Raw genomic sequence first — 22163 nt, 5'->3', positions numbered from 1 at the left:
CCCCCCCCCGCCCGGGGCCCCCCCCCCCCCCCCCCCCCCCTAAAACCCCCCCCGTGTGGGTTTTTGGGCGCCGGGCCCGCCCCCCGCCCCCCCCCCCCCCCCCACGGCTCGGGTATGCTGGCCGGATTTTCGGCAAGCCCGACAATTGGGCAACCCGTGACTTGAATGGGGGAGGCGAAAGGGATAACCACCCGTCTCAGTTTTCCCCTCCTTACGTGTCTAAAGGACAGGCTCACATGGCGCGCGACAAGATTGCTTTGATTGGCTCCGGTCAGATCGGCGGAACGCTGGCTCATCTCATCGGCCTGAAAGAGCTGGGCGACGTGGTGATGTTCGACATCGCCGAGGGCGTGCCGCAGGGCAAGGCGCTCGACATCGCGCAGTCCTCGCCGGTCGACGGCTTTGACGCGCACTACACCGGCGCCAACTCCTACGAGGCGCTCGACAACGCCAAGGTCTGCATCGTCACCGCCGGCGTGCCGCGCAAGCCCGGCATGAGCCGCGACGACCTCCTCTCGATCAACCTCAAGGTCATGGAACAGGTCGGCGCCGGCATCAAGAAATACGCCCCCGACGCGTTCGTCATCTGCATCACCAACCCGCTCGACGCGATGGTCTGGGCGCTGCAGAAGGCTAGCGGCCTGCCGCACAAGAAGGTCGTCGGTATGGCCGGCGTGCTGGATTCGTCGCGCTTCCGCTACTTCCTGGCCGACGAGTTCAACGTTTCGGTCGAAGACGTCACCGCCTTCGTGCTGGGTGGCCATGGCGACACCATGGTGCCGCTGGTAAAATACTCCACCGTCGCCGGCATCCCGCTGCCCGATCTCGTCAAGATGGGCTGGACCTCGCAGGCGCGCCTCGACGAGATCGTCGACCGTACCCGCAACGGCGGCGCCGAGATCGTCAACCTGCTCAAGACCGGCTCGGCTTTCTATGCGCCGGCGGCTTCCGCGATCGCGATGGCCGAGAGCTATCTGCGTGACAAGAAGCGCGTGCTGGCCTCGGCCGCCTACCTGAACGGCGAATACGGCGTGAAGGACATGTATGTCGGCGTGCCCGTCGTGATCGGCTCCAAGGGCGTCGAGCGCGTCGTCGAGATCGAGCTCGTCGGCAAGGACCGCGAAGCCTTCGACAAGTCGGTCGGCGCAGTGCAGGGTCTGGTTGACGCCTGCAAGAAGATCGCACCGGATCTTCTGGGCCGCTAAACCCAACAATTCCCGCCGAAGACCGAAACCCGGTCTTCGGCGGTTTCACTTCCGGGCCCCGGCTGTTCAGGCGGGCTCGGATCGGCAGTCCAGAGATCGATGTCAGAGAATCCGGGTTGCAGTTCCTGTGGTATATGGTATGCCAGCCACAAGACTGAGGTGGGCCTACGAGGTCACCGCCCGCGGGTTCAGGGAGCGACCATATGAATATCCATGAATATCAGGCCAAAGCGCTGCTGAACGAGTTCGGCGTCGCGATCTCCAAGGGCGTTCCGGTCCTGAAGGCGGCTGATGCGGACGCAGCGGCAAAGGCACTCCCTGGCCCGGTCTGGGTCGTGAAGAGCCAGATCCACGCCGGCGGCCGCGGCAAGGGCAAGTTCAAGGAAGCATCGGCCGGCGACAAGGGCGGGGTGCGCATCGCCAAGTCGGCCGCGGAGGTTTCCGAATTCGCCAAGCAGATGCTCGGCGCCACGCTCGTCACCATCCAGACCGGACCCGCCGGCAAGCAGGTCAACCGCCTCTACATCGAGGACGGCTCCGACATCGACAAGGAATTCTACCTCTCGATCCTGGTCGATCGCGAGACCTCTCGCGTCTCCTTCGTGGTGTCGACCGAGGGCGGCGTCAATATCGAGGACGTCGCGCACAACAGCCCTGAGAAGATCGTGACCTTCTCGATCGATCCCGCGACCGGCATCATGGGCCATCACGGCCGCACCGTCGCGAACGCGCTGAAGCTCTCCGGCGATCTCGCCAAGCAGGCCGAGAAGCTCACCGCGCAGCTCTATGCGGCGTTCGTCGCCAAGGACATGTCGATGCTGGAGATCAACCCGCTGGTCGTGACCAAGCAGGGCCAGCTCCGCGTGCTCGACGCCAAGGTGTCGTTCGACGACAACGCCCTGTTCCGTCATCCCGAGGTGCTCGCGTTGCGCGACGAGACCGAGGAAGACGCCAAGGAAATCGAGGCGTCGAAATACGACCTCAACTACGTCACCCTCGACGGCAATATCGGCTGCATGGTCAACGGCGCCGGCCTCGCGATGGCGACGATGGACATCATCAAGCTCTACGGCATGGCGCCGGCGAACTTCCTCGACGTCGGCGGCAGCGCCAGCAAGGAAAAGGTCGCGGCCGCCTTCAAGATCATCACCGCCGACCCGAACGTGAAGGGCATCCTGGTCAACATCTTCGGTGGCATCATGAAGTGCGACGTGATCGCCGAGGGCGTCACGGCCGCCGTGCGCGAGGTCGGCCTCAGCGTGCCGCTGGTGGTTCGCCTCGAAGGCACCAATGTCGAGCTGGGCAAGAAGATCATCCGTGAATCCGGCCTGAACGTGGTGCCTGCCGACAATCTCGACGACGCCGCGCAGAAGATCGTGAAGGCCGTCAAGGGAGGCTGAGGGCATGACCCAGGACCATCTCGCTGCATCATCCCCGCTGCCGGAGCACGCGCGTCTTGCCGCGTTCGCCGGTGAATGGAATGGCGAAGAGGTGGTCTTTCCGTCGCGCTGGACAGAGGGCGGGACGGCGACCTCTCGCGTCGTGGCCCACATGGATCTCAATGGCTTCTATCTGATCCAAGACTCGGTCCAGACCCGCGACGGCAAGCAGAGCTTCGCCACCCACGGCATCTTCACCTTCGACCGCGAAGACCGGACCTACAAATTGTTCTGGTACGATTCGCTCGGCTACACGCCGCCCTCGCCCGCCTCCGGCGGGTGGGTCGGCAAGACCCTGACGCTGGTGCGCGGCTCGCTCCGCGGCAATGCGCGCCACGTCTATGAAATCATCGACGACGATTCCTATTCGTTGAAGATCCAGTTCTCGCCGGACGCGGAAGGCTGGGCCGACGTGCTCACCGGCGTCTACCGCCGCATCCACTGACCTCTCACTCGTTAGTTTCGCGAAAGCAGACCTCATGTCCATCCTGATCGACAAGAACACCAAGGTCATCTGCCAGGGCTTTACCGGCAAGAACGGCACCTTCCACTCTGAGGCCGCGATTGCCTATGGCACCAAGATGGTCGGCGGCACCTCGCCCGGCAAAGGCGGCGCGACGCATCTGGGTCTGCCGGTGTTCGACACCGTGCGCGAGGCGCGTGAGAAGACCGGCGCCGATGCGTCGGTGATCTACGTGCCGCCGCCGGGCGCGGCCGATGCGATCTGCGAAGCCATCGATGCCGAGATCCCGCTGATCGTCTGCATCACCGAAGGTATCCCGGTCATCGACATGGTCCGCGTGAAGCGTTCGCTGGCCGGCTCCAAGTCGCGCCTGATCGGGCCGAACTGCCCGGGCGTCATGACTGCCGGCGAGTGCAAGATCGGCATCATGCCGGCCAACATCTTCAAGACCGGCAGCGTCGGCATCGTCTCGCGCTCGGGCACCCTGACCTACGAAGCCGTGTTCCAGACCACCCAGGAAGGCCTCGGCCAGACCACGGCAGTCGGCATCGGTGGCGACCCGGTCAAGGGAACCGAGTTCATCGACGTGCTGGAAATGCTGCTCGGCGACCCCAAGACCGAATCGATCATCATGATCGGCGAGATCGGCGGTTCCGCCGAGGAGGACGCTGCCCAGTTCCTCAAGGACGAGGCCAAGCGCGGCCGCAAGAAGCCGATGGTCGGTTTCATTGCCGGTGTCACGGCCCCTCCCGGCCGCCGCATGGGCCACGCCGGCGCGATCATTTCGGGCGGCAAGGGGGACGCCGGTTCCAAGACCGACGCGATGAAATCGGCTGGAATTACAGTGTCGCCATCTCCCGCTCGGCTCGGGCACACGCTTGCCGAAAAATTGAAAGCCTGATTCACACCTTCGTAATTTTCCGGGCGAAGTTTCGCAGCAAATAGGGTAAATGGTGCCTGTCGCGCTGGTCCTCTGCCGGGGAGCCCAGCGCCAGCGCCGTTTGTTATGCGCGAACCGAAATCGCCAGGAACTCAAGTATGTCTCGCCAAGACGCGAACGCAGCCTTTGCCCTCTCCTCCTTTTTGCAGGGCACCAACGCCACCTACATCGACGAAATCTACGCCCGCTACGAGAAAGACCCGTCCTCGGTGGATGCCGAGTGGCAGGACTTCTTCAAGAGCCTCAACGACCAGCCGGGTGACATCAGCAAGAACGCCCAAGGCCCGTCCTGGGAGCGCGCCAACTGGCCGCTGACCCCGCAGGACGATCTGACCTCCGCGCTCGACGGCAATTGGGCGGAAGTCGAGAAGACGGTCGGTGCCAAGATCGCCGCCAAGGCGCAGGCCAAGGGCGGCGACAAGGGCGGCGGCCTTTCCTCCGCCGACCTGCTCCAGGCCACGCGCGACTCGGTCCGCGCGCTGATGCTGATCCGGTCCTACCGCATGCGCGGCCACTTCCACGCCAAGCTCGATCCGCTCGGCATCGAAGCCCAGCGCAATCGCGAAGAGCTCGATCCGCGGACCTACGGCTTCAGCGAAGCCGATTTCGACCGCAAGATCTTCCTCGACCATGTGCTCGGTCTCGAATACGCCAGCTTGCGCGAAATCACCGCGATCTGCGAGCGTACCTACTGCCAGACGCTCGGCGTCGAGTTCATGCACATCACCAACGCGGCGCAGAAGGCGTGGATCCAGGAGCGGATCGAGGGGCCGGACAAGGAAATCTCCTTCACCCGCGAAGGCCGCCGCGCCATCCTGATGAAGCTGGTTGAAGCCGAAGGCTTCGAGAAATTCTGCGACACCAAGTTCACCGGCACCAAGCGCTTCGGCCTTGATGGCGCCGAGTCACTGATCCCCGCGCTTGAGCAGATCATCAAGCGCGGCGGCAATCTCGGCGTGAAGGAGGTCGTGCTGGGCATGCCGCATCGCGGCCGGCTCAACGTGCTGACCCAGGTGATGGGCAAGCCGCATCGCGCGCTGTTCCACGAGTTCAAGGGCGGTTCGGCCAATCCTGATGCAGTCGAAGGCTCGGGCGACGTCAAATATCATCTCGGCGCGTCCTCGGATCGCGAGTTCGACGGCAACCGCATCCATCTGTCGCTGACCGCCAACCCCTCGCATCTCGAGATCGTCGATCCCGTGGTGCTCGGAAAAGTCCGCGCCAAGCAGGATCAGCACGGCGATCCGCCGGATATGCGCATCTCGGTGATGCCGCTGCTGATGCATGGCGACGCCGCGTTCGCCGGCCAGGGCGTGGTCGCGGAATGTTTCGGCCTGTCGGACCTGAAGGGCTACCGCACCGGCGGCTCCGTGCACTTCATCGTCAACAACCAGATCGGCTTCACCACCTATCCGCGTTATTCCCGTTCGTCGCCTTACCCGTCCGACGTGGCGAAGATGATCGACGCGCCGATCTTCCACGTCAACGGCGACGATCCGGAAGCCGTCGTGTTCGCGGCCAAGGTCGCGACCGAGTTCCGGCAGAAATTCCACAAGCCCGTCGTCATCGACATGTTCTGCTACCGCAGGCATGGCCATAACGAGGGCGACGAGCCGGCCTTCACCCAGCCGGTGATGTACAAGAAGATCGCGGCCCATCCGTCGACGCTCGAGCTCTACGCCCGCCGCCTCATCAGCGAAGGCGTGCTGACCGAGGGCGAGGTCGAGAAGGCCAAGGCCGACTGGCGCGCGCGGCTCGATGCCGAGCTCGAAGCCGGCTCCGGCTACAAGCCCAACAAGGCCGACTGGCTCGACGGTAAATGGGCCGGCTTCAAGATCGCGGATCAGGAAGAAGATGCGCGGCGTGGCGTCACCGGCGTCGACATCGCCGCCCTGAAGGACATCGGTCGCAAGATCACCAAGGTGCCCGATGGCTTCCGCGTCCACCGCACCATCCAGCGCTTCCTCGAAAACCGCGCCAAGGCGATCGATGGCGGCACGGGTATCGACTGGGCGACCGGCGAGGCGCTGGCGTTCTGCACGCTGCTCAACGAGAACCACCATGTCCGCCTGTCCGGACAGGATTCGGAGCGCGGCACCTTCTCGCAGCGCCACTCGGTCCTGATCGACCAGGAAGACGAGAGCCGCTACACGCCGTTCAACCATCTCGGTCACGAGCAGGGCCATTACGAGGTCATCAACTCGCTGCTGTCGGAAGAAGCCGTGCTCGGCTTCGAATACGGCTATTCGCTCGCCGAGCCGAACACGTTGACCCTGTGGGAAGCGCAGTTCGGCGACTTCGCCAACGGCGCGCAGGTCGTGTTCGACCAGTTCATCTCCTCGGGTGAGCGCAAATGGCTGCGCATGTCCGGCCTCGTCTGCCTTCTGCCGCACGGCTATGAAGGCCAGGGACCGGAGCACTCCTCGGCGCGTCTGGAGCGTTATCTCCAGATGTGCGCGGAAGACAACATGCAGGTGGTCTATCCGACCACGCCAGCGAACTACTTCCACGTGCTGCGTAGGCAGCTCCATCGCGAGATCCGCAAGCCGCTGATCGTGATGACGCCGAAGTCGCTGCTGCGTCACAAGCGGGCGGTGTCGCGTCTCGAGGAGCTCGCGAAGGGAACGACCTTCCACCGCATCCTCTATGACGACGCCCAGATGCTGCCGGGCGAAGCGGTCAAGCTCGTTCCCGACGAGAAGATCCGCCGCATCGTGCTCTGCTCGGGCAAGGTCTATTACGACCTCTACGAGGAGCGCGAGAAGCGCGGCATGGATGACATCTACCTGATGCGCGTCGAGCAGCTCTATCCGGTGCCGCTGAAGGCGCTGGTGGCCGAGCTGTCGCGCTTCAAGAAGGCCGAAGTGGTGTGGTGCCAGGAAGAGCCCCGCAACATGGGGGCCTGGCACTTCATCGAGCCCTATCTGGAATGGGTGCTGAACCAGGTGAACGGTGTGAGCCGGCGTCCGCGCTATGTCGGCCGCGCCGCCTCCGCCGCGACCGCCACGGGTCTGATGTCGAAGCATCAGGCGCAGTTGAAGGCGTTCCTGGACGAAGCATTGAGCTGAAAGTTTTTTAGGATGCTGTCATCGCCCGCGAAGGCGGGCGATCGAGTAAGCCGTGACGGCCGTGATGACCACGAACGCCGCGGAGTACTGGATGCCCCGCCTTCGCGGGGCATGACACCTGTGAAATTCATGACCGCATTGGCGATCTCCTTAAGGAAAAGACCATGACTGAAATTCGTGTGCCGACCCTCGGCGAATCCGTCACCGAGGCCACCATCGGCCGCTGGTTCAAGAAGGCCGGCGATGCCGTCGCCGTCGACGAGCCCTTGGTGGAGCTCGAGACCGACAAGGTCACCATCGAAGTCCCAGCGCCGTCCGCGGGCACGCTAAGCGAGATCATCGCCGCAGACGGCACGACCGTTGCGGTCGGTGCGCTGCTCGGGCAGATCACCGAGGGCACGGCCGGCGTCGCAAAGACGCCCGCCAAGCCGGCTGCCGCGCCCGCGCCGGCTCCCGCCGCGGCGGCCCCAGCCGCCGCCCCCGCCGCGGCGAAGGCGCCGCCGGCCGACTCGCCGCTCGCTCCGTCCGTGCGAAAGCTCTCGGCCGAGACCGGCATCGACGCCTCGACCGTTCCCGGCTCCGGCAAGGACGGCCGTGTCACCAAGGGCGACATGCTCGCCGCGATCGAGCGTGCGGCCTCGGCGCCGACCCCGGTCAACCAGCCGGCCGCAGCGGTTCAGGTCCGCGCACCCTCGCCGGCCGATGACGCCGCCCGCGAAGAGCGCGTGAAGATGACCCGGCTGCGCCAGACCATCGCGCGCCGCCTCAAGGACGTGCAGAACACCGCCGCGATGCTCACGACCTTCAACGAGGTCGACATGACCAACGTCATGGCGCTGCGTGCGCACTACAAGGATGCGTTCGAGAAGAAGCACGGCAGCAAGCTCGGCTTCATGGGCTTCTTCACCAAGGCCGTCGTGCAGGGGCTGAAGGACATCCCGGCCGTCAACGCCGAGATCGACGGCACCGATCTGATCTATAAGAACTACTATCACATCGGCGTCGCCGTCGGCACCGACAAGGGTCTCGTCGTGCCCGTGGTGCGCGACTGCGACAACAAGTCGATCGCCGACATCGAAAAGGGCATCGCCGATTTCGGTCGCCGCGCCCGCGACGGCCAGCTCAAGATCGACGAGATGCAGGGCGGCACCTTCACCATCACCAATGGCGGTATCTACGGCTCGCTGATGTCGACCCCGATCCTGAACGCGCCGCAGTCCGGCATCCTCGGCATGCACAAGATCCAGGAGCGGCCGATGGTCGTCGGCGGCAAGGTCGAGGTCCGCCCGATGATGTATCTGGCGCTGTCCTACGATCACCGCGTCATCGACGGCAAGGAAGCCGTGACCTTCCTGGTTCGCGTCAAGGAGAGCCTGGAAGATCCGGCGCGCCTGGTGCTCGATCTCTGATCGCTGATGCTCTGCGAGCGCCGTCGCCTTTCGCGACGGCGCGTGTCGAACCATGGAGGCGCGCGTGACGGATAAAGTCGTTGTCATCACCGGCGGCAGCCGCGGCATCGGGCGGGCGACCGCGATTGCGGCGGCCGCGCGCGGCTTCCGAATCGTCGTCGGCTATGCCAGCAACAAGACGGCCGCCGACGAGGTGGTCGCCGAGATCGTGGCCAGCAACGGCAAGGCCATCGCGGTGAAATGCGACGTCGCCGAGGAAAGCGACATCCTTGCGCTGTTCAATGCCGCGGACGCGTTCGGCACGCTCGGCGCGCTCGTCAACAATGGCGGCATTGTCGGGACCAGCGGCGTGCGCGTCGACGAGATGTCGGCCGAGCGCATCCAGCGCGTGATGGCGGTCAACGTCACCGGCTCCATCCTCTGCGCGCGCGAAGCGGTGAAGCGGATGTCGACCAGGCACGGCGGCCAGGGCGGCGTCATCGTCAATCTGTCGTCCGTTGCTGCCAAGCTCGGCGCGCCCAACACCTATGTCGACTATGCCGCGTCCAAGGGCGCGATCGATTCCTTCACCATCGGCCTCGGCTATGAGGTTGCCGGCGAGGGCATTCGCGTCGCGGGCATCCGCCCCGGCCTGATCGATACCGAAATCCACGCTGCCGGCGGCGAACCCGACCGCGCCCATCGTCTGGCCCATATGGTGCCGATGAAGCGCGTCGGTACCGCCGATGAAGTCGCCAATGCCATTGTCTGGCTGATGTCGGACGATGCCTCCTACGTCACTTCAGCCATTCTCGATGTGTCCGGCGGACGCTGACGCGCCGCGCGGACGCTGGCACATCCCTCAACGCTAAACTTACGGGACTTTCTCTCATGGCATACGATCTCGTCGTCATCGGCACCGGACCGGGCGGTTATGTCTGCGCGGTGCGTGCAGCGCAGCTCGGCATGAAAGTCGCCGTGGTGGAGAAGAACGCAACGCTCGGCGGCACCTGCCTCAATGTCGGCTGCATGCCGTCCAAGGCGCTGCTGCACGCCTCCGAAATGTTCGAGGAAGCCGGGCATTCCTTCGCCAAGATGGGCGTCAGCGTCTCCGCGCCGAAGCTCGATCTGCCTGCGATGATGAATTTCAAGCAGCAGGGCATCGACGGTAACGTCAAGGGCGTCGAGTTCCTGATGAAGAAGAACAAGATCGACGTGCTCAAGGGCGCCGGCAAGATACTCGGCACCGGCAAGGTCGAAGTCTCCGCCGACGGCAAGTCGCAGGTCGTCGAGACCAAGAGCATCGTGATCGCGACCGGCTCGGACATCGCGCGTCTCAAGGGCATCGAGATCGACGAGACCCGCATCGTGTCGTCGACCGGCGCGCTGTCGCTGGACAAGGTCCCCGGCAAGCTGCTGATCGTCGGCGCCGGCGTGATCGGCCTCGAGCTCGGATCGGTCTGGCACCGTCTCGGCGCCGACGTCGTCGTCGTCGAATTCCTCGACCGCATCCTGCCCGGCATGGACGGCGAGATCGCCAAGCAATTCCAGCGCATCCTGGAGAAGCAGGGCTTCGCCTTCAAGCTGGGTGCCAAGGTCACGGGCGTGGATACCTCCGGCAAGACGCTGAAGGCGACGATCGAGCCTGCCGCCGGCGGCGCTGCCGAGACGCTGGAAGCCGACGTCGTTCTCGTCTGTATCGGTCGTGTGCCGTACACGGATGGGCTGGGCCTTAAGGAAGCCGGCGTTGCGCTCGACAATCGCGGCCGCGTGCAAATCGATCCGCACTTCGCCACCAGCGTGAAGGGCGTCTATGCCATCGGCGACGTCGTCGCGGGCCCGATGCTCGCGCACAAGGCCGAGGATGAAGGCGTCGCAGTTGCCGAGATTATCGCAGGCCAAGCCGGCCACGTGAACTACGATGTTATCCCAGGCGTCGTGTATACCACACCGGAAGTATCCTCCGTCGGCAAGACCGAGGAGGAGCTGAAGCAGGCGGGCGTGGCTTATACCGTCGGGAAGTTTCCCTTTACCGCCAACGGCCGCTCCAAGGTCAACCAGACCACCGACGGCTTTGTGAAGATTCTCGCAGATGCGAAGACCGATCGTGTGCTCGGCGTGCACATTATCGGCCGCGAAGCCGGCGAAATGATCCATGAAGCCTGTGTTCTCATGGAGTTTGGCGGCAGCGCGGAGGACCTCGCGCGCACCTGCCACGCGCACCCGACCCGCTCGGAGGCCGTCAAGGAAGCCGCGCTTGCAGTCGGGAAGCGGGCCATCCATATGTAGGTCGCGCCCAGCGCCGAATCGGGCGGGAAACATATGCTACGCCGCCTGCTTCAACCGCTCTGGGTCCTGCTTGCGATCATCTTCCTGATCGAAGCTTGGCTGTGGGACCATCTCGAACCGATCGTCGCGCGGGTTGTCGCAATCATCCCGCTCGCCCGGTTCAAGCAATGGCTGTCGGACCGCGTCGATGCGTTGTCGCCGGCGATGACGCTGATCGTGTTCGCCGTGCCCATCATCCCGCTGTTTCCGCTCAAGCTGGTCGGCCTGTGGCTGCTCACGCACGAATATTGGACCAGCGCGGTCTTCACCATCGTGTTCGCAAAGCTGCTCGGCGTCGGCGTCACCGCCTTCGTGTTCGATGTGACGCGGGACAAGCTGATGGAGATGGCCTGGTTCGAGCGGCTTTATGATCTGATGCTGAAGCTGCGTGCCAAGGCCGCCGAGCTGGTCGATCCGGTCAAGCGGCGCATCAGGGAGCTGATCGCGGGCAACGGCGAAGGCTGGTCCTCCCGCACGCTCCGCCTGATCCAGCGTTTTCGCAAGAGCGTGCACGAAGCGCGCTGATCGTCGCCGCTTGTTCAGGTCCCGTAGCCCGGATGGAGCGCAGCGCAATCCGGGACTGTTGCCCGCGGCCCCGCATTCCGCTGCGCTCCATGCGGGCTACAAATCTCGCCTCGTCCCCTCAATGCAGTCGAGTAGCCCGGATGAGCAAAGCGATATCCGGGATTCCTTATTTTGGCTCCCCGCATGTCGCTGCGCTCATGCGGGCTACGAGTCTCAATGCAAATGCAGCAGATGCGGCAACCACAGACCAAGCCCGGTCATGATGAGCCCAGCGATCGTCAGCAGGCCGGCGACATAGGCGAGTGCGATCATGCCGGTGATGATGGTGGCTGAGGCGAGAACGATGCCGATCTGGAAGGCGGCGGACGCCAGCTCGAAGTGATGATACTTCGCAGTCGCCTCGTCGCGCTCATGCTCGGCGTGCTTGGCCTTTTCGGCTAGCTGCTCGGTGCCTTCGCCGGTCTCGGGCTCGGAGCGGTAGCGCTGCGCGGTCTTCTGCCAGTCCTCGATCTGCTTCTGCACGGCCACCTTGTTGGCCTCGTCGCTCGCCGCGCCGAGGATGAGCTTGCCCTGGTCCGCCATGCTCTGCACCATGGTGCGGCGGATACTCTTGGCTTGGAAGAACGCCCAGAGGTTGGAAGCCTCGACGTTCTTGCTGATCGATTCGGTCTGGGCGCCCTTGCCGAGCGTCTCCGAGATCGCCAGGAAAAGCGCCAGAACGGCAATCAGGAGCGCGATCTTCTTGTTCGAGCCGGACGCGTGTTCGGCGTGCTCGGCGTGCTCCATGCTTTCATGTGCGCTCATAAATCCCTCCTGCTCGGTTCCCCACGATTGACCGAACCGCGGGCGCCGCGCAAGAGGCATGCGCGCCGAGAGGCTTGCTATGACAGCTTCATGTCAGCATCACCGCCGCGGATGCGCGCTGGCATAGACTTCCAGCAGCCGCTCGGCATCGATGCCGGTATAGATCTGCGTGGTCGAGAGCGAGGCATGGCCGAGCAATTCCTGGATCGCGCGCAAATCGCCGCCGCGCGACAACAGATGCGTGGCGAAGGAATGCCGGAGCGCGTGCGGCGTGGCGCTGTCGGGCAGGCCGAGCGCGCCACGCAGCCGCTCCATCGCGAGCTGGATGATGCGCGGGCTCAACGGCCCGCCGCGCGCGCCGACGAAGATCGGGCCCTCCGCCGGCAGCGGATACGGGCACATCGAAACGTATTCCTGCACCAGTGCGAGCACGTTCTGGAGCACCGGCACCATGCGGGTCTTGTTGCCTTTGCCTGTCACGATCAGCACGTCGCCTTCGCCCGGACGCGGCACCTCGCGGCGCGTCAGCCCCAGCGCTTCGGAGATGCGCAGGCCCGAGCCGTAGAGGAGTGCCATCACCGCGGCATCGCGCGCCAGAATCCAGGTCTCGCGATCCTCGCCGGCGCGCTCGTCGGCGTCCGCAAGACGTTTGGCCGACGCCATCGGCAGCGGCTTAGGCAGGCTCTTTGCGACTTTCGGTGCGCGGATCGCCGAGAGCGCCCCGACCTTGCCCTTGCCTTCGCGCTCGAGGAAGCGGCCGAACGAGCGCAGGCCCGCGAGCGCGCGCATCAGCGAGCGGCCGGCGATATCGTCGGCGCGGCGCATCGCCATGAAGGCCCTGATGTCGGTGGCCTCCAGCGCGGCGAAACGCTTCAGCGTCACCCGCTCGCCCCAATGGCCGCAGAGGAAATTCAGGCACTGCCGCAAATCGCGGGCATAGGCTTCCAGCGTCTTCGGCGACAGCCGCCGCTCCGCGCCGAGATGCGACAGCCAGCGCGTCATCTCCTGCGCGATATCGGGATCGGCGCTGGCGAGCTCGATTTGTGGGGCGGCCGCTTTGCTCATGCGCTCTGGACGTGGTGATTCCACTCAGTATATCGCATCACACTCGTTTATCGTTCGCTAAGGCCGCCTTAGGGCGCTAGCCTTGAAGCCCCCGGGTTCCGATTCCCCCTCTATGGATCACACGTCGCGCAGCAACGCCGTCTCCGCCAACGCGACCCGCATGGTCGACGTGCTGGTGCCGGTCGCGCTCGACCAGACCTATTCCTACAAGGTGCCGCGCGGGATGGAGCTGAAGGCGGGCGATATTATCGGCGTGCCGCTCGGCCCGCGCGAGGTGCTCGCCGTGGTCTGGGCCGAAAACGCCAATCCCGATCCGCGCCTGCACAACCGCCTCAAGGAGGTCAGCGAAAAGCTCGACATCCCGCCGTTGAAGCCCGAGCTGCGTGCGGTCGTGGACTGGGTCGCCAATTACACGCTGAGCCCGCGCGGCATGGTGCTTCGCATGTGCCTGCGCATGGGTGAGAACCTCGGCCCCGAGCGGGTGCGCGCCGGCGTGCGCCTGGTCGGCGATCCGCCAAAACGTCTGACGCCGGCGCGGCAGCGCCTGATCGAGGTGCTGTCGGACCGGCTGCTGCACGGCAAGTCCGAGGCGGCCAAGGAGGCCGGCGTTTCGGCCGGTGTGATCGACGGCCTCGTCGACGAAGGTACGCTCACGGTCGAGCCGATGCCGCCGTCTCCGCCGCCGCCCGCACCCGATCCGGATTTCAGCCGGCCGGATTTTTCGCCGCTCCAGCGCGCCGGGGTCGATGCGATGCGCGCGCTCGCGGCCAACGGCAGCTTTCACGTCGCGCTGCTCGACGGTGTCACCGGCTCGGGCAAGACCGAGGTTTACTTCGAAGCGGTGGCCGAGGCGATCCGCCGCGGAAAACAGTCGCTGATCCTGATGCCGGAGATCGCGCTCACCGGCCAGTTCCTCGATCGCTTCGCGCAGCGTTTTGGCGTGCGCCCTCTGGAATGGCATTCCGAGCTGACGCCGCGCACCCGCGCGCGCAACTGGGCGGCGATCTCCGAGGGCAGCGCGCCGGTCGTGGTCGGCGCGCGCTCGGCGCTGTTTCTGCCCTACGCCAATCTCGGCCTCATCGTCGTCGATGAAGAGCATGACCAGGCCTACAAGCAGGACGAGGGCGTGCACTATCACGCCCGCGACATGGCGGTGGTGCGCGCCCATATCGCAAAGGTTCCGATCGTTCTGGCGTCGGCGACGCCCTCGGTCGAATCCGAGGTCAATGCACGCAAGAACCGTTATCAGCGCATCGCGCTGCCGTCGCGCTTCGGCGGCCAGCACATGCCGCATATCGAGGCCATCGACATGCGCCGCGAGCCGCCGGCGCGCGGCCGCTTCATCTCGCCGCGGCTGGCCTCCGAGATCAGGACCGCGATCGAGCGGCGCGAGCAGGCGCTATTGTTCCTCAATCGCCGCGGCTATGCGCCGCTGACGCTGTGCCGCGCCTGCGGCCATCGCTTCGCCTGCACCATCTGCGATGCCTGGCTGGTCGATCACCGCTTCCGTCAGCGCCTCGTCTGTCACCATTGCGGCTTCTCGATGCCGCGCCCGCAAACCTGTCCGCATTGCGCGGCGGAGGAATCGCTGGTCGCGGTCGGGCCCGGTGTCGAGCGCTTGCAGGAAGAGGCGGCCGCGCTATTCCCGGAAGCGCGCACCATGGTGCTGTCGAGCGATCTCATCACCTCGATCGAGACGATGCGCTCCGAGCTGAATGACATCGCGGAGGGCCGCGTCGACGTCATCATCGGCACCCAGCTCGTGGCCAAGGGCCACAATTTTCCGCGGCTCAATCTGGTCGGCGTGGTCGATGCGGATCTCGGCCTGTCCAATGGCGATCCGCGCGCCTCCGAGCGCACCTGGCAATTGCTCAACCAGGTGATCGGCCGCGCCGGGCGCGAGCAGGGCCGCGGCGTCGGCTATCTCCAGACCCACCAGCCCGATCATCCCGTGATGAAGGCGCTGATCGCCTGCGACCGTGAAGCGTTCTACGACAGCGAGATCGATTTGCGCGAACGCACGCTCTATCCGCCATTCGGGCGGCTCGCGAGCCTGATCATTTCCGCCGGCGACCGGCCGAGCGCCGAAGGCTTTGGCCGCCACCTCGTCGCGCTCGCGCCGCGCGACGAGCGCGTGGTGGTGCTGGGCCCGGCGGAAGCCCCGCTCGCGGTCATCAAGGGCCGCTACCGCTTCCGCATCCTGGTGAAATCGGCGCGCGGGTTCGACCTGTCGGATTATCTGCGCAACTGGCTTGCCGTGTGCCCGAAGCCGAAGGGCAATCAAAAGCTCGAGGTCGATGTCGATCCGCAGAGCTTTTTGTAGGCCCCACTGTCATTCCGGGGCGCGACGAAGTCGCGAACCCTGAATCCATTCATCCACCGACCCTGCTGTTCGATGGATTCCGGGCTCGCGCTACGCGCGCCCCGGAATGACGAAGCCCGCCGTCCCCCAAGACGGCGGGCTTGTTTCAGGCGTCGCGCCCCTTAGGAGACGACTTCCGCGGTGACGCGCCCGACGCCGGCGCCGGTGAGGCCGATGGCCCGGGCAGCGCCCGTGGAGAGGTCGAGGACACGGCCGCGAACGAACGGGCCACGGTCGTTGATGGTGACGATGACGCTCGAGCCGCCATGGGTGACCCGCAGCTTGGTGCCGAACGGCAGCGAGCGGTGCGCCGCGGTCATGGCGTTCTGGTTGAAGCGCTGGCCCGAGGCAGTCCTGCTGCCGGACTCGTTCCCGTAAAAGGAAGCCATGCCGGAGAAGGAACGTCCGGTGCCCTGCGACGGCGTCATCGACGCATTGGCGTTACGCCAGTCGGAGGTCGTGTTGGCATCGTTCTGGGCGTGGTGGCGGTGATGATGGTGGGAATACCGGTGGTGATGGCGGGATTTGGCGGAAGCTTCGGTGGCAGTTCCACCGATGAGAAGAGTTGCGGCAACAAAGGCGATCGCCGTACGCGGCCGGGTCACAGAGCCCAGCGTCTTCAAACAAAGCATATATTGGTCCCTAAGCTAGTATTGCCACATATGTGGCAAGTGGAGCCCCCGTAAGTTTGCGAGCGGGACCGCGTTTCGATTCCTAATGAGGCGTGAATTGGGCAGTAAATCAGTTCTGTGTCGCCGTGTAATATCTTGTTACCGGCAGGGATATTCAGCCGACATTCCGTAATATTGGAATTTAACGATTCGTTAACCTATAGATTACTAGTAAATACTGTAAACCGAAGTCATCGCTTCCCGCATTTAGATTTGGGAAAGTATTCGGCGAGTGAAGTCCGCCCGCCCGGAATCACGCCTCAGCGATCCGTGTTCATGGCCGCTATGCGCTGAAGGCAGGAACCAATTGCCGGCGTCGGCTCGGGGGTGGGCTTAGGAGCTGTGGCAATTCCGCGGCATGGCAGGCCGTCGTGGCGTCGTCGCGGACTGCGACGAACTGGCGACAGAACGTCATGCCTTTAATTTGGCGTCATGTTGCACGTGCGCGCCTGCTATGTTAGCAAAGCCGCGATTTTAACGAGCCCGGCACTTCCGTGCGGGGTCGAAAATCGAAGTCCCGCTTGAATTCCAAGGGCTTGGATCGCTAGGCGCCGCTTCGTGGCGACGGTTTTTCCCTTGCGAGTTTGACAGCAAAAAGAGCACGTCTGTGGCTGCAGAAGATACGTCCGTTTCCGGTGTGTCGGGCCGTTATGCAACGGCCTTGTTTGAACTGGCCCGCGACCAGAAAGTGGTCGACGAGGTCAAGGCCGATCTCGAAAAATTCGAGGGCATGCTGAACGAAAGCGCCGATCTGAAGCGCCTCGTCCGCAGCCCTGTGTTCGCGGCCGACGCCCAGTCCAGAGCCCTCTCGGCTGTTTTGGACAAAGCGGGCATCGCCGGCATCTCCGCCAATTTCCTGAAAGTGCTGACCGCCAACCGCCGCCTGTTCGCGGTGGCTGACGTCATCCGCGCCTATCGCGCCCTGGTCGCCAGGTTCAAGGGTGAGGCGACGGCCGACGTCACCGTGGCGGAGGCGCTCTCGGACAAGAATCTCGACGCCCTCAAGGTTGCCCTGAAGTCGGTGACCGGCAAGGACGTCGCGCTCAACGTGAAGGTCGATCCCTCGATCATCGGTGGCCTCGTGGTCAAGCTTGGCAGCCGGATGATCGATAGCTCGCTTCGCACCAAACTCAATTCGATCAAGCACGCGATGAAAGAGGCAGGCTGATGGACATCCGCGCCGCGGAAATTTCCGCGATCCTCAAGGACCAGATCAAGAATTTCGGCCAGGAAGCTGAAGTCTCCGAAGTCGGACAGGTGCTGTCCGTCGGCGACGGTATCGCCCGCGTCTACGGTCTGGATAACGTCCAGGCCGGTGAAATGGTCGAGTTCGAGAACGGCACCCGCGGCATGGCGCTGAACCTCGAAACCGACAACGTCGGTATCGTTATTTTCGGCGCCGACCGCGAGATCAAGGAAGGTCAGACCGTCAAGCGTACCCGCGCCATCGTGGACGCGCCGGTCGGCAAGGGCCTGCTCGGCCGCGTCGTCGACGCGCTCGGCAATCCCATCGACGGCAAGGGCCCGATCCAGGCCGACAAGCGCATGCGCGTCGACGTCAAGGCGCCCGGCATCATTCCGCGCAAATCGGTGAACGAGCCGATGGCGACCGGCCTCAAGGCGATCGACGCCCTGATCCCGATCGGCCGCGGCCAGCGCGAGCTGATCATCGGCGACCGTCAGACCGGCAAGACCGCGATCGCGCTCGACACCATCCTCAACCAGAAGCCGCTCAACGCGCAGCCGGACGAGAACATCAAGCTGTATTGCGTCTACGTCGCGATCGGCCAGAAGCGCTCGACCGTTGCCCAGTTCGTCAAGGTGCTGGAAGAGCAGGGCGCGCTCGAATATTCGATCATCGTCGCCGCCACCGCGTCCGATCCGGCGCCGATGCAGTACATCGCGCCGTTCACCGGCTGCACCATGGGCGAATACTTCCGCGACAACGGCATGCACGCCGTCATCATCTATGACGATTTGTCCAAGCAGGCCGTCGCCTACCGCCAGATGTCGCTGCTGCTGCGCCGTCCGCCGGGCCGCGAAGCCTATCCGGGCGACGTGTTTTATCTGCATTCCCGCCTGCTCGAGCGCGCGGCGAAGCTGAACAAGGATCAGGGCTCGGGCTCGCTGACGGCGCTGCCGGTCATCGAAACCCAGGCCAACGACGTGTCGGCCTACATTCCGACCAACGTCATCTCGATCACCGACGGCCAGATCTTCCTCGAAACCGACCTGTTCTTCCAGGGCATCCGCCCCGCGGTGAACGTCGGTCTGTCGGTGTCGCGCGTCGGCTCCTCGGCGCAGACCAAGGCCACCAAGAAGGTCGCCGGCAAGATCAAGGGCGAGCTCGCGCAGTACCGCGAAATGGCGGCGTTCGCGCAGTTCGGCTCCGACCTCGACGCCTCGACCCAGCGCCTGCTCAATCGCGGCTCGCGTCTCACCGAGCTCCTGAAGCAGCCGCAGTTCGCGCCGCTGAAGATGGAAGAGCAGGTCTGCGTGATCTGGGCCGGCACCAACGGCTATCTCGATCCGCTTCCGGTCAACAAGGTGCGCGCGTTCGAGGACGGTCTGTTGTCGCTGCTGCGCGGCAAGAATGTCGAGATCCTCAACGCGATCCGCGACAGCCGCGATCTCTCCGACGACACCGCCGCCAAGCTGAAGTCGGTGGTCGAAGGTTTCGCCAAGAGCTTCGCATAAGAGAACGGTCGCAAGGCCGGGCTTCTTGTCCCGGCCTTCCGTGCCTCACTGCATGGAAACGAAGACGTGGATGCCCGGGACACGCCCGGGCATGACGACTGGGATAGGCTAGCGGCTTGATCCAAAGGGTCGAACCGCCGGGGTGAACGAAGAATGGCGTCACTTAAAGACATGCGCGTCCGCATCGCCTCCACCAAGGCGACGCAGAAGATCACCAAGGCCATGCAGATGGTCGCGGCGTCCAGATTGCGCCGTGCCCAGCAGGCGGCCGAGGCGGCGCGGCCTTATGCCGACAAGATGAGCGCGGTGATCTCCAACATCGCCAGCGCTGCCGCCGGTTCGCCCGGCGCGCCGGTGCTGCTGGCCGGCACCGGCAAGGATCAGGTTCACCTGCTGCTGGTCTGCACCGGCGAGCGCGGCCTGTCCGGCGCGTTCAACTCCTCGATCGTTCGCCTCGCGCGCGAGCGCGCCCAGGCGCTGATGGCGCAGGGCAAGGAAGTCAAATTCTTCTGCGTCGGCCGCAAGGGCTACGAGCAGCTCCGCCGCCTGTACGACAAGCAGATCGTCGAGCATCTCGACCTGCGCGGCGTTCGTCAGCTCGGCTTCGTCAACGCCGAGGACATCGCCAAGAAGGTTCTGGCCCGCTTCGACAACGGCGAATTCGACGTCTGCACGCTGTTCTACGCCCAGTTCAAGTCCGTGATTGCCCAGGTTCCGACCGCGCAGCAGATCATTCCGCTGACCGTGGAAGAAAAGGCGGCGAACGCGCCGTCGACGTCCTACGACTACGAGCCGGAGGAAGACGAACTCCTCTCCGGCCTGTTGCCGCGGAATATCGCGGTGCAGATCTTCCGCGCGCTGCTGGAAAACAACGCCTCGTTCTACGGCGCCCAGATGAGCTCGATGGACAACGCCACCCGCAACGCCGGCGAAATGATCCGCAAGCAAACCCAGATCTACAACCGAACCCGTCAAGCCCAGATCACCAAGGAGCTGATCGAGATCATCTCCGGCGCCGAGGCGGTCTGACGCACGAACCAAACGACGGTCGTTCAAGTAAAGAATTTCGAAGGAGAGCTTCATGGCTACAGCAGCTACCCAGGTCGGTCGTGTCACCCAGGTCATGGGCGCCGTCGTCGACGTTCAGTTCGAAGGCCATCTGCCGGCCATTCTGAATTCGTTGGAAACCAAGAACGGCAACATCCGCCTTGTGCTGGAAGTTGCGCAGCATCTCGGTGAGTCCACGGTGCGCACGATCGCGATGGACGTGACCGAAGGTCTGGTCCGCGGCCAGGAAGTGACCGACACCGGTCAGCCGATCTCGGTGCCGGTGGGTGCGGGCACGCTCGGGCGCATCATGAACGTGATCGGCGAGCCGATCGACGAAGCCGGCCCGATCCAGTCCGAAGGCAAGCGCGCCATCCATCAGGAAGCGCCGAGCTACACCGACCAGTCGACCGAAGCTGAAATTCTCGTCACCGGCATCAAGGTCGTCGACTTGCTCGCGCCCTACGCCAAGGGCGGCAAGATCGGCCTGTTCGGCGGCGCCGGCGTCGGCAAGACCGTGCTGATTCAGGAGCTGATCAACAACGTCGCGAAGGCGCACGGTGGTTATTCCGTGTTCGCCGGCGTCGGCGAGCGTACCCGCGAAGGCAACGACCTCTATCACGAGTTCATCGAGTCCAAGGTCAACGCGGATCCGCACAATCCGGATCCGAGCGTCAAGTCGAAGTGCGCGCTGGTGTTCGGCCAGATGAACGAGCCGCCCGGCGCCCGTGCCCGCGTCGGCCTCACCGGCCTGACCGTCGCCGAGCACTTCCGTGACCAGGGCCAGGACGTGCTGTTCTTCGTCGACAACATCTTCCGCTTCACCCAGGCCGGTTCTGAAGTGTCGGCGCTGCTCGGTCGTATTCCGAGCGCCGTGGGTTACCAGCCGACGCTCGCCACCGACATGGGCGCGCTGCAGGAGCGCATCACCACCACGCAAAAGGGTTCGATCACCTCGGTGCAGGCCATTTACGTTCCGGCCGACGACTTGACCGACCCGGCGCCCGCGACCTCGTTCGCGCATTTGGACGCCACCACGGTGCTGAACCGCGCGATCTCGGAAAAGGGCATCTATCCGGCGGTGGACCCGCTCGACTCGACCTCGCGCATGCTCTCGCCGCTCGTCGTCGGCCAGGAGCACTACGACACCGCGCGTCAGGTCCAGCAGGTGCTGCAGCGCTACAAGTCGCTGCAGGACATCATCGCCATTCTCGGTATGGACGAGCTTTCGGAAGAGGACAAGCTGACGGTGGCCCGCGCCCGCAAGATCGAGCGCTTCCTGTCGCAGCCGTTCCACGTCGCCGAAATCTTCACCGGCTCGCCCGGCAAGTTCGTCGACCTCGCGGACACCATCAAGGGCTTCCGCGGCCTCTGCGAAGGCAAGTATGACCACCTGCCGGAAGCCGCCTTCTACATGGTCGGCACCATCGAAGAGGCGATCGAGAAGGGCAAGAAGCTGGCGGCCGAGGCGGCCTAAGCTGCGAAGGACGAGCAGGGAGTAGCGAATAGTCGCGCTGCTCCCGCTCCATTCGCAATTCGCTACTCACTATTCGCAGGTTTCAAATGGCCACCTTCCACTTCGATCTCGTCTCGCCGGAAAAGCTCGCCTTCTCGGGCGAGGTCGACCAGGTCGATATCCCCGGCGTCGAAGGTGACTTCGGCGTGCTGGCGGGACATGCGCCGGTCGTGGCCGCGATCCGGCCCGGCATTCTCACCGTGACCACCGGCGGCAAGCACGAGAAGATCATCGTGCTCGGCGGTATCGCCGAAGTGTCCGACAAGGGCCTCACCGTGCTGGCCGACGTCGCGACCTCGCTGGCCGAGCTCGACCGCGCCCAGTTCGCCGCGACCGTCTCGGAGATGGAAGAGGGATTGAAGGAGCATGAGGGCGACGAGTTCGATCAAGCCATCGCCCGGCTCGACCACTTCAAGAGCATCCAGCACGAGCTCAACACCACGGCTATGCACTAAGCCCCGGTGCACCGCGCCGGGGCTCAGGCTGCAAATTCCCGAATAAGTTCAGCGCTCGTCACGGAAGTGGCGGGCGCTGAAACTTTGCTGCACCGCACCGGCCTCTCCCGCAAGCGAGGGCTTTGCTTAATTGGCCGAGCGGGAGTGAGGCTCGATGTGGGGCATTTTTTTGTGCGTGCTCGGATAGCGC

General features: G+C 64.5%; 18 protein-coding genes. 15 read left to right on the top strand and 3 right to left on the bottom strand.

Annotated elements, in window-relative coordinates:
- Positions 1–236 precede the first annotated feature (236 nt).
- The 9 genes from mdh to AC0L2J_RS32010 all read left to right on the top strand — a co-directional run bounded on the left by mdh (position 237) and on the right by AC0L2J_RS32010 (position 11356).
- Positions 237–1205 (top strand): malate dehydrogenase, encoded by a 969-nt coding sequence (mdh, locus tag AC0L2J_RS32050; RefSeq protein WP_007598869.1) that lies wholly within the window; start codon positions 237–239, stop codon positions 1203–1205.
- A 203-nt stretch (positions 1206–1408) separates the two neighbouring features.
- Complete coding sequence (sucC, locus tag AC0L2J_RS32045; RefSeq protein ID WP_007604323.1) at positions 1409–2605, top strand: ADP-forming succinate--CoA ligase subunit beta; 1197 nt, start codon at positions 1409–1411, stop codon at positions 2603–2605.
- Between the two features lie 4 nt (positions 2606–2609).
- Positions 2610–3089 (top strand): DUF1579 family protein, encoded by a 480-nt coding sequence (locus AC0L2J_RS32040; RefSeq protein WP_007604324.1) that lies wholly within the window; start codon positions 2610–2612, stop codon positions 3087–3089.
- Between the two features lie 34 nt (positions 3090–3123).
- Positions 3124–4008 (top strand): succinate--CoA ligase subunit alpha, encoded by an 885-nt coding sequence (gene sucD / locus AC0L2J_RS32035; protein WP_007604325.1) that lies wholly within the window; start codon positions 3124–3126, stop codon positions 4006–4008.
- A gap of 137 nt (positions 4009–4145) precedes the next feature.
- Positions 4146–7115: a 2-oxoglutarate dehydrogenase E1 component gene (locus AC0L2J_RS32030; protein WP_063992358.1), complete on the top strand. Its 2970-nt coding sequence runs from the start codon at positions 4146–4148 to the stop codon at positions 7113–7115.
- A 164-nt stretch (positions 7116–7279) separates the two neighbouring features.
- Positions 7280–8524, top strand: a complete 1245-nt coding sequence (gene odhB, locus AC0L2J_RS32025; RefSeq protein WP_473395652.1) for a 2-oxoglutarate dehydrogenase complex dihydrolipoyllysine-residue succinyltransferase — start codon at positions 7280–7282, stop codon at positions 8522–8524.
- Between the two features lie 52 nt (positions 8525–8576).
- Positions 8577–9338, top strand: coding sequence for an SDR family oxidoreductase (locus AC0L2J_RS32020; protein ID WP_473395651.1), 762 nt, complete (start codon positions 8577–8579; stop codon positions 9336–9338).
- 56 nt (positions 9339–9394) lie between these two features.
- Positions 9395–10792 (top strand): dihydrolipoyl dehydrogenase, encoded by a 1398-nt coding sequence (gene lpdA / locus AC0L2J_RS32015; RefSeq protein ID WP_473395650.1) that lies wholly within the window; start codon positions 9395–9397, stop codon positions 10790–10792.
- Positions 10793–10825: 33 nt separating this feature from the next.
- Entirely contained in the window at positions 10826–11356 is a 531-nt protein-coding gene (locus tag AC0L2J_RS32010; protein ID WP_063992360.1) for a hypothetical protein, read from the top strand.
- Positions 11357–11569: 213 nt separating this feature from the next.
- On the opposite strand, the gene AC0L2J_RS32005 is transcribed toward AC0L2J_RS32010, so the two are convergent.
- Positions 11570–12160 (bottom strand): DUF4337 domain-containing protein, encoded by a 591-nt coding sequence (locus tag AC0L2J_RS32005; RefSeq protein ID WP_007604332.1) that lies wholly within the window; start codon positions 12158–12160, stop codon positions 11570–11572.
- 99 nt (positions 12161–12259) lie between these two features.
- Positions 12260–13225: a tyrosine recombinase XerC gene (locus tag AC0L2J_RS32000; protein WP_473395649.1), complete on the bottom strand. Its 966-nt coding sequence runs from the start codon at positions 13223–13225 to the stop codon at positions 12260–12262.
- A gap of 112 nt (positions 13226–13337) precedes the next feature.
- On the opposite strand from AC0L2J_RS32000, the gene AC0L2J_RS31995 reads away from it, so the two are divergent.
- A complete protein-coding gene (locus AC0L2J_RS31995) occupies positions 13338–15548 on the top strand; it encodes a primosomal protein N' (RefSeq protein WP_473395648.1) in 2211 nt (736 codons plus the stop codon).
- 161 nt (positions 15549–15709) lie between these two features.
- Here the strand turns inward: AC0L2J_RS31995 and AC0L2J_RS31990 are convergent, their stop codons facing one another.
- On the bottom strand, positions 15710–16219 hold the full coding sequence (locus tag AC0L2J_RS31990; RefSeq protein ID WP_007604338.1) for a septal ring lytic transglycosylase RlpA family protein: 510 nt from the start codon (positions 16217–16219) through the stop codon (positions 15710–15712).
- Positions 16220–16865: 646 nt separating this feature from the next.
- Here AC0L2J_RS31990 and AC0L2J_RS31985 point away from each other — a divergent pair.
- The 5 genes from AC0L2J_RS31985 (at position 16866) to AC0L2J_RS31965 (ending at position 21973) form a co-directional block, all read left to right on the top strand.
- Positions 16866–17426 carry a F0F1 ATP synthase subunit delta gene (locus tag AC0L2J_RS31985; protein WP_007604340.1) on the top strand — a complete coding sequence of 187 codons (561 nt, stop codon included), beginning with the start codon at positions 16866–16868 and terminating at the stop codon, positions 17424–17426.
- Complete coding sequence (gene atpA, locus AC0L2J_RS31980) at positions 17426–18955, top strand: F0F1 ATP synthase subunit alpha (RefSeq protein ID WP_007604342.1); 1530 nt, start codon at positions 17426–17428, stop codon at positions 18953–18955. The genes AC0L2J_RS31985 and atpA overlap by 1 nt, the downstream gene beginning before the upstream one ends.
- 153 nt (positions 18956–19108) lie before the next feature.
- Positions 19109–19984: a F0F1 ATP synthase subunit gamma gene (locus AC0L2J_RS31975; protein WP_027566413.1), complete on the top strand. Its 876-nt coding sequence runs from the start codon at positions 19109–19111 to the stop codon at positions 19982–19984.
- A gap of 52 nt (positions 19985–20036) precedes the next feature.
- Entirely contained in the window at positions 20037–21479 is a 1443-nt protein-coding gene (gene atpD / locus AC0L2J_RS31970; protein WP_007604346.1) for a F0F1 ATP synthase subunit beta, read from the top strand.
- Between the two features lie 86 nt (positions 21480–21565).
- Complete coding sequence (locus tag AC0L2J_RS31965; RefSeq protein WP_007604349.1) at positions 21566–21973, top strand: F0F1 ATP synthase subunit epsilon; 408 nt, start codon at positions 21566–21568, stop codon at positions 21971–21973.
- Positions 21974–22163: the final 190 nt, after the last annotated feature.

Source organism: Bradyrhizobium sp. MV1.5 (assembly GCF_055807615.1).
Note: the sequence above shows the minus strand (reverse complement) of the source record. Positions and strands in the feature narration are given on the sequence as shown.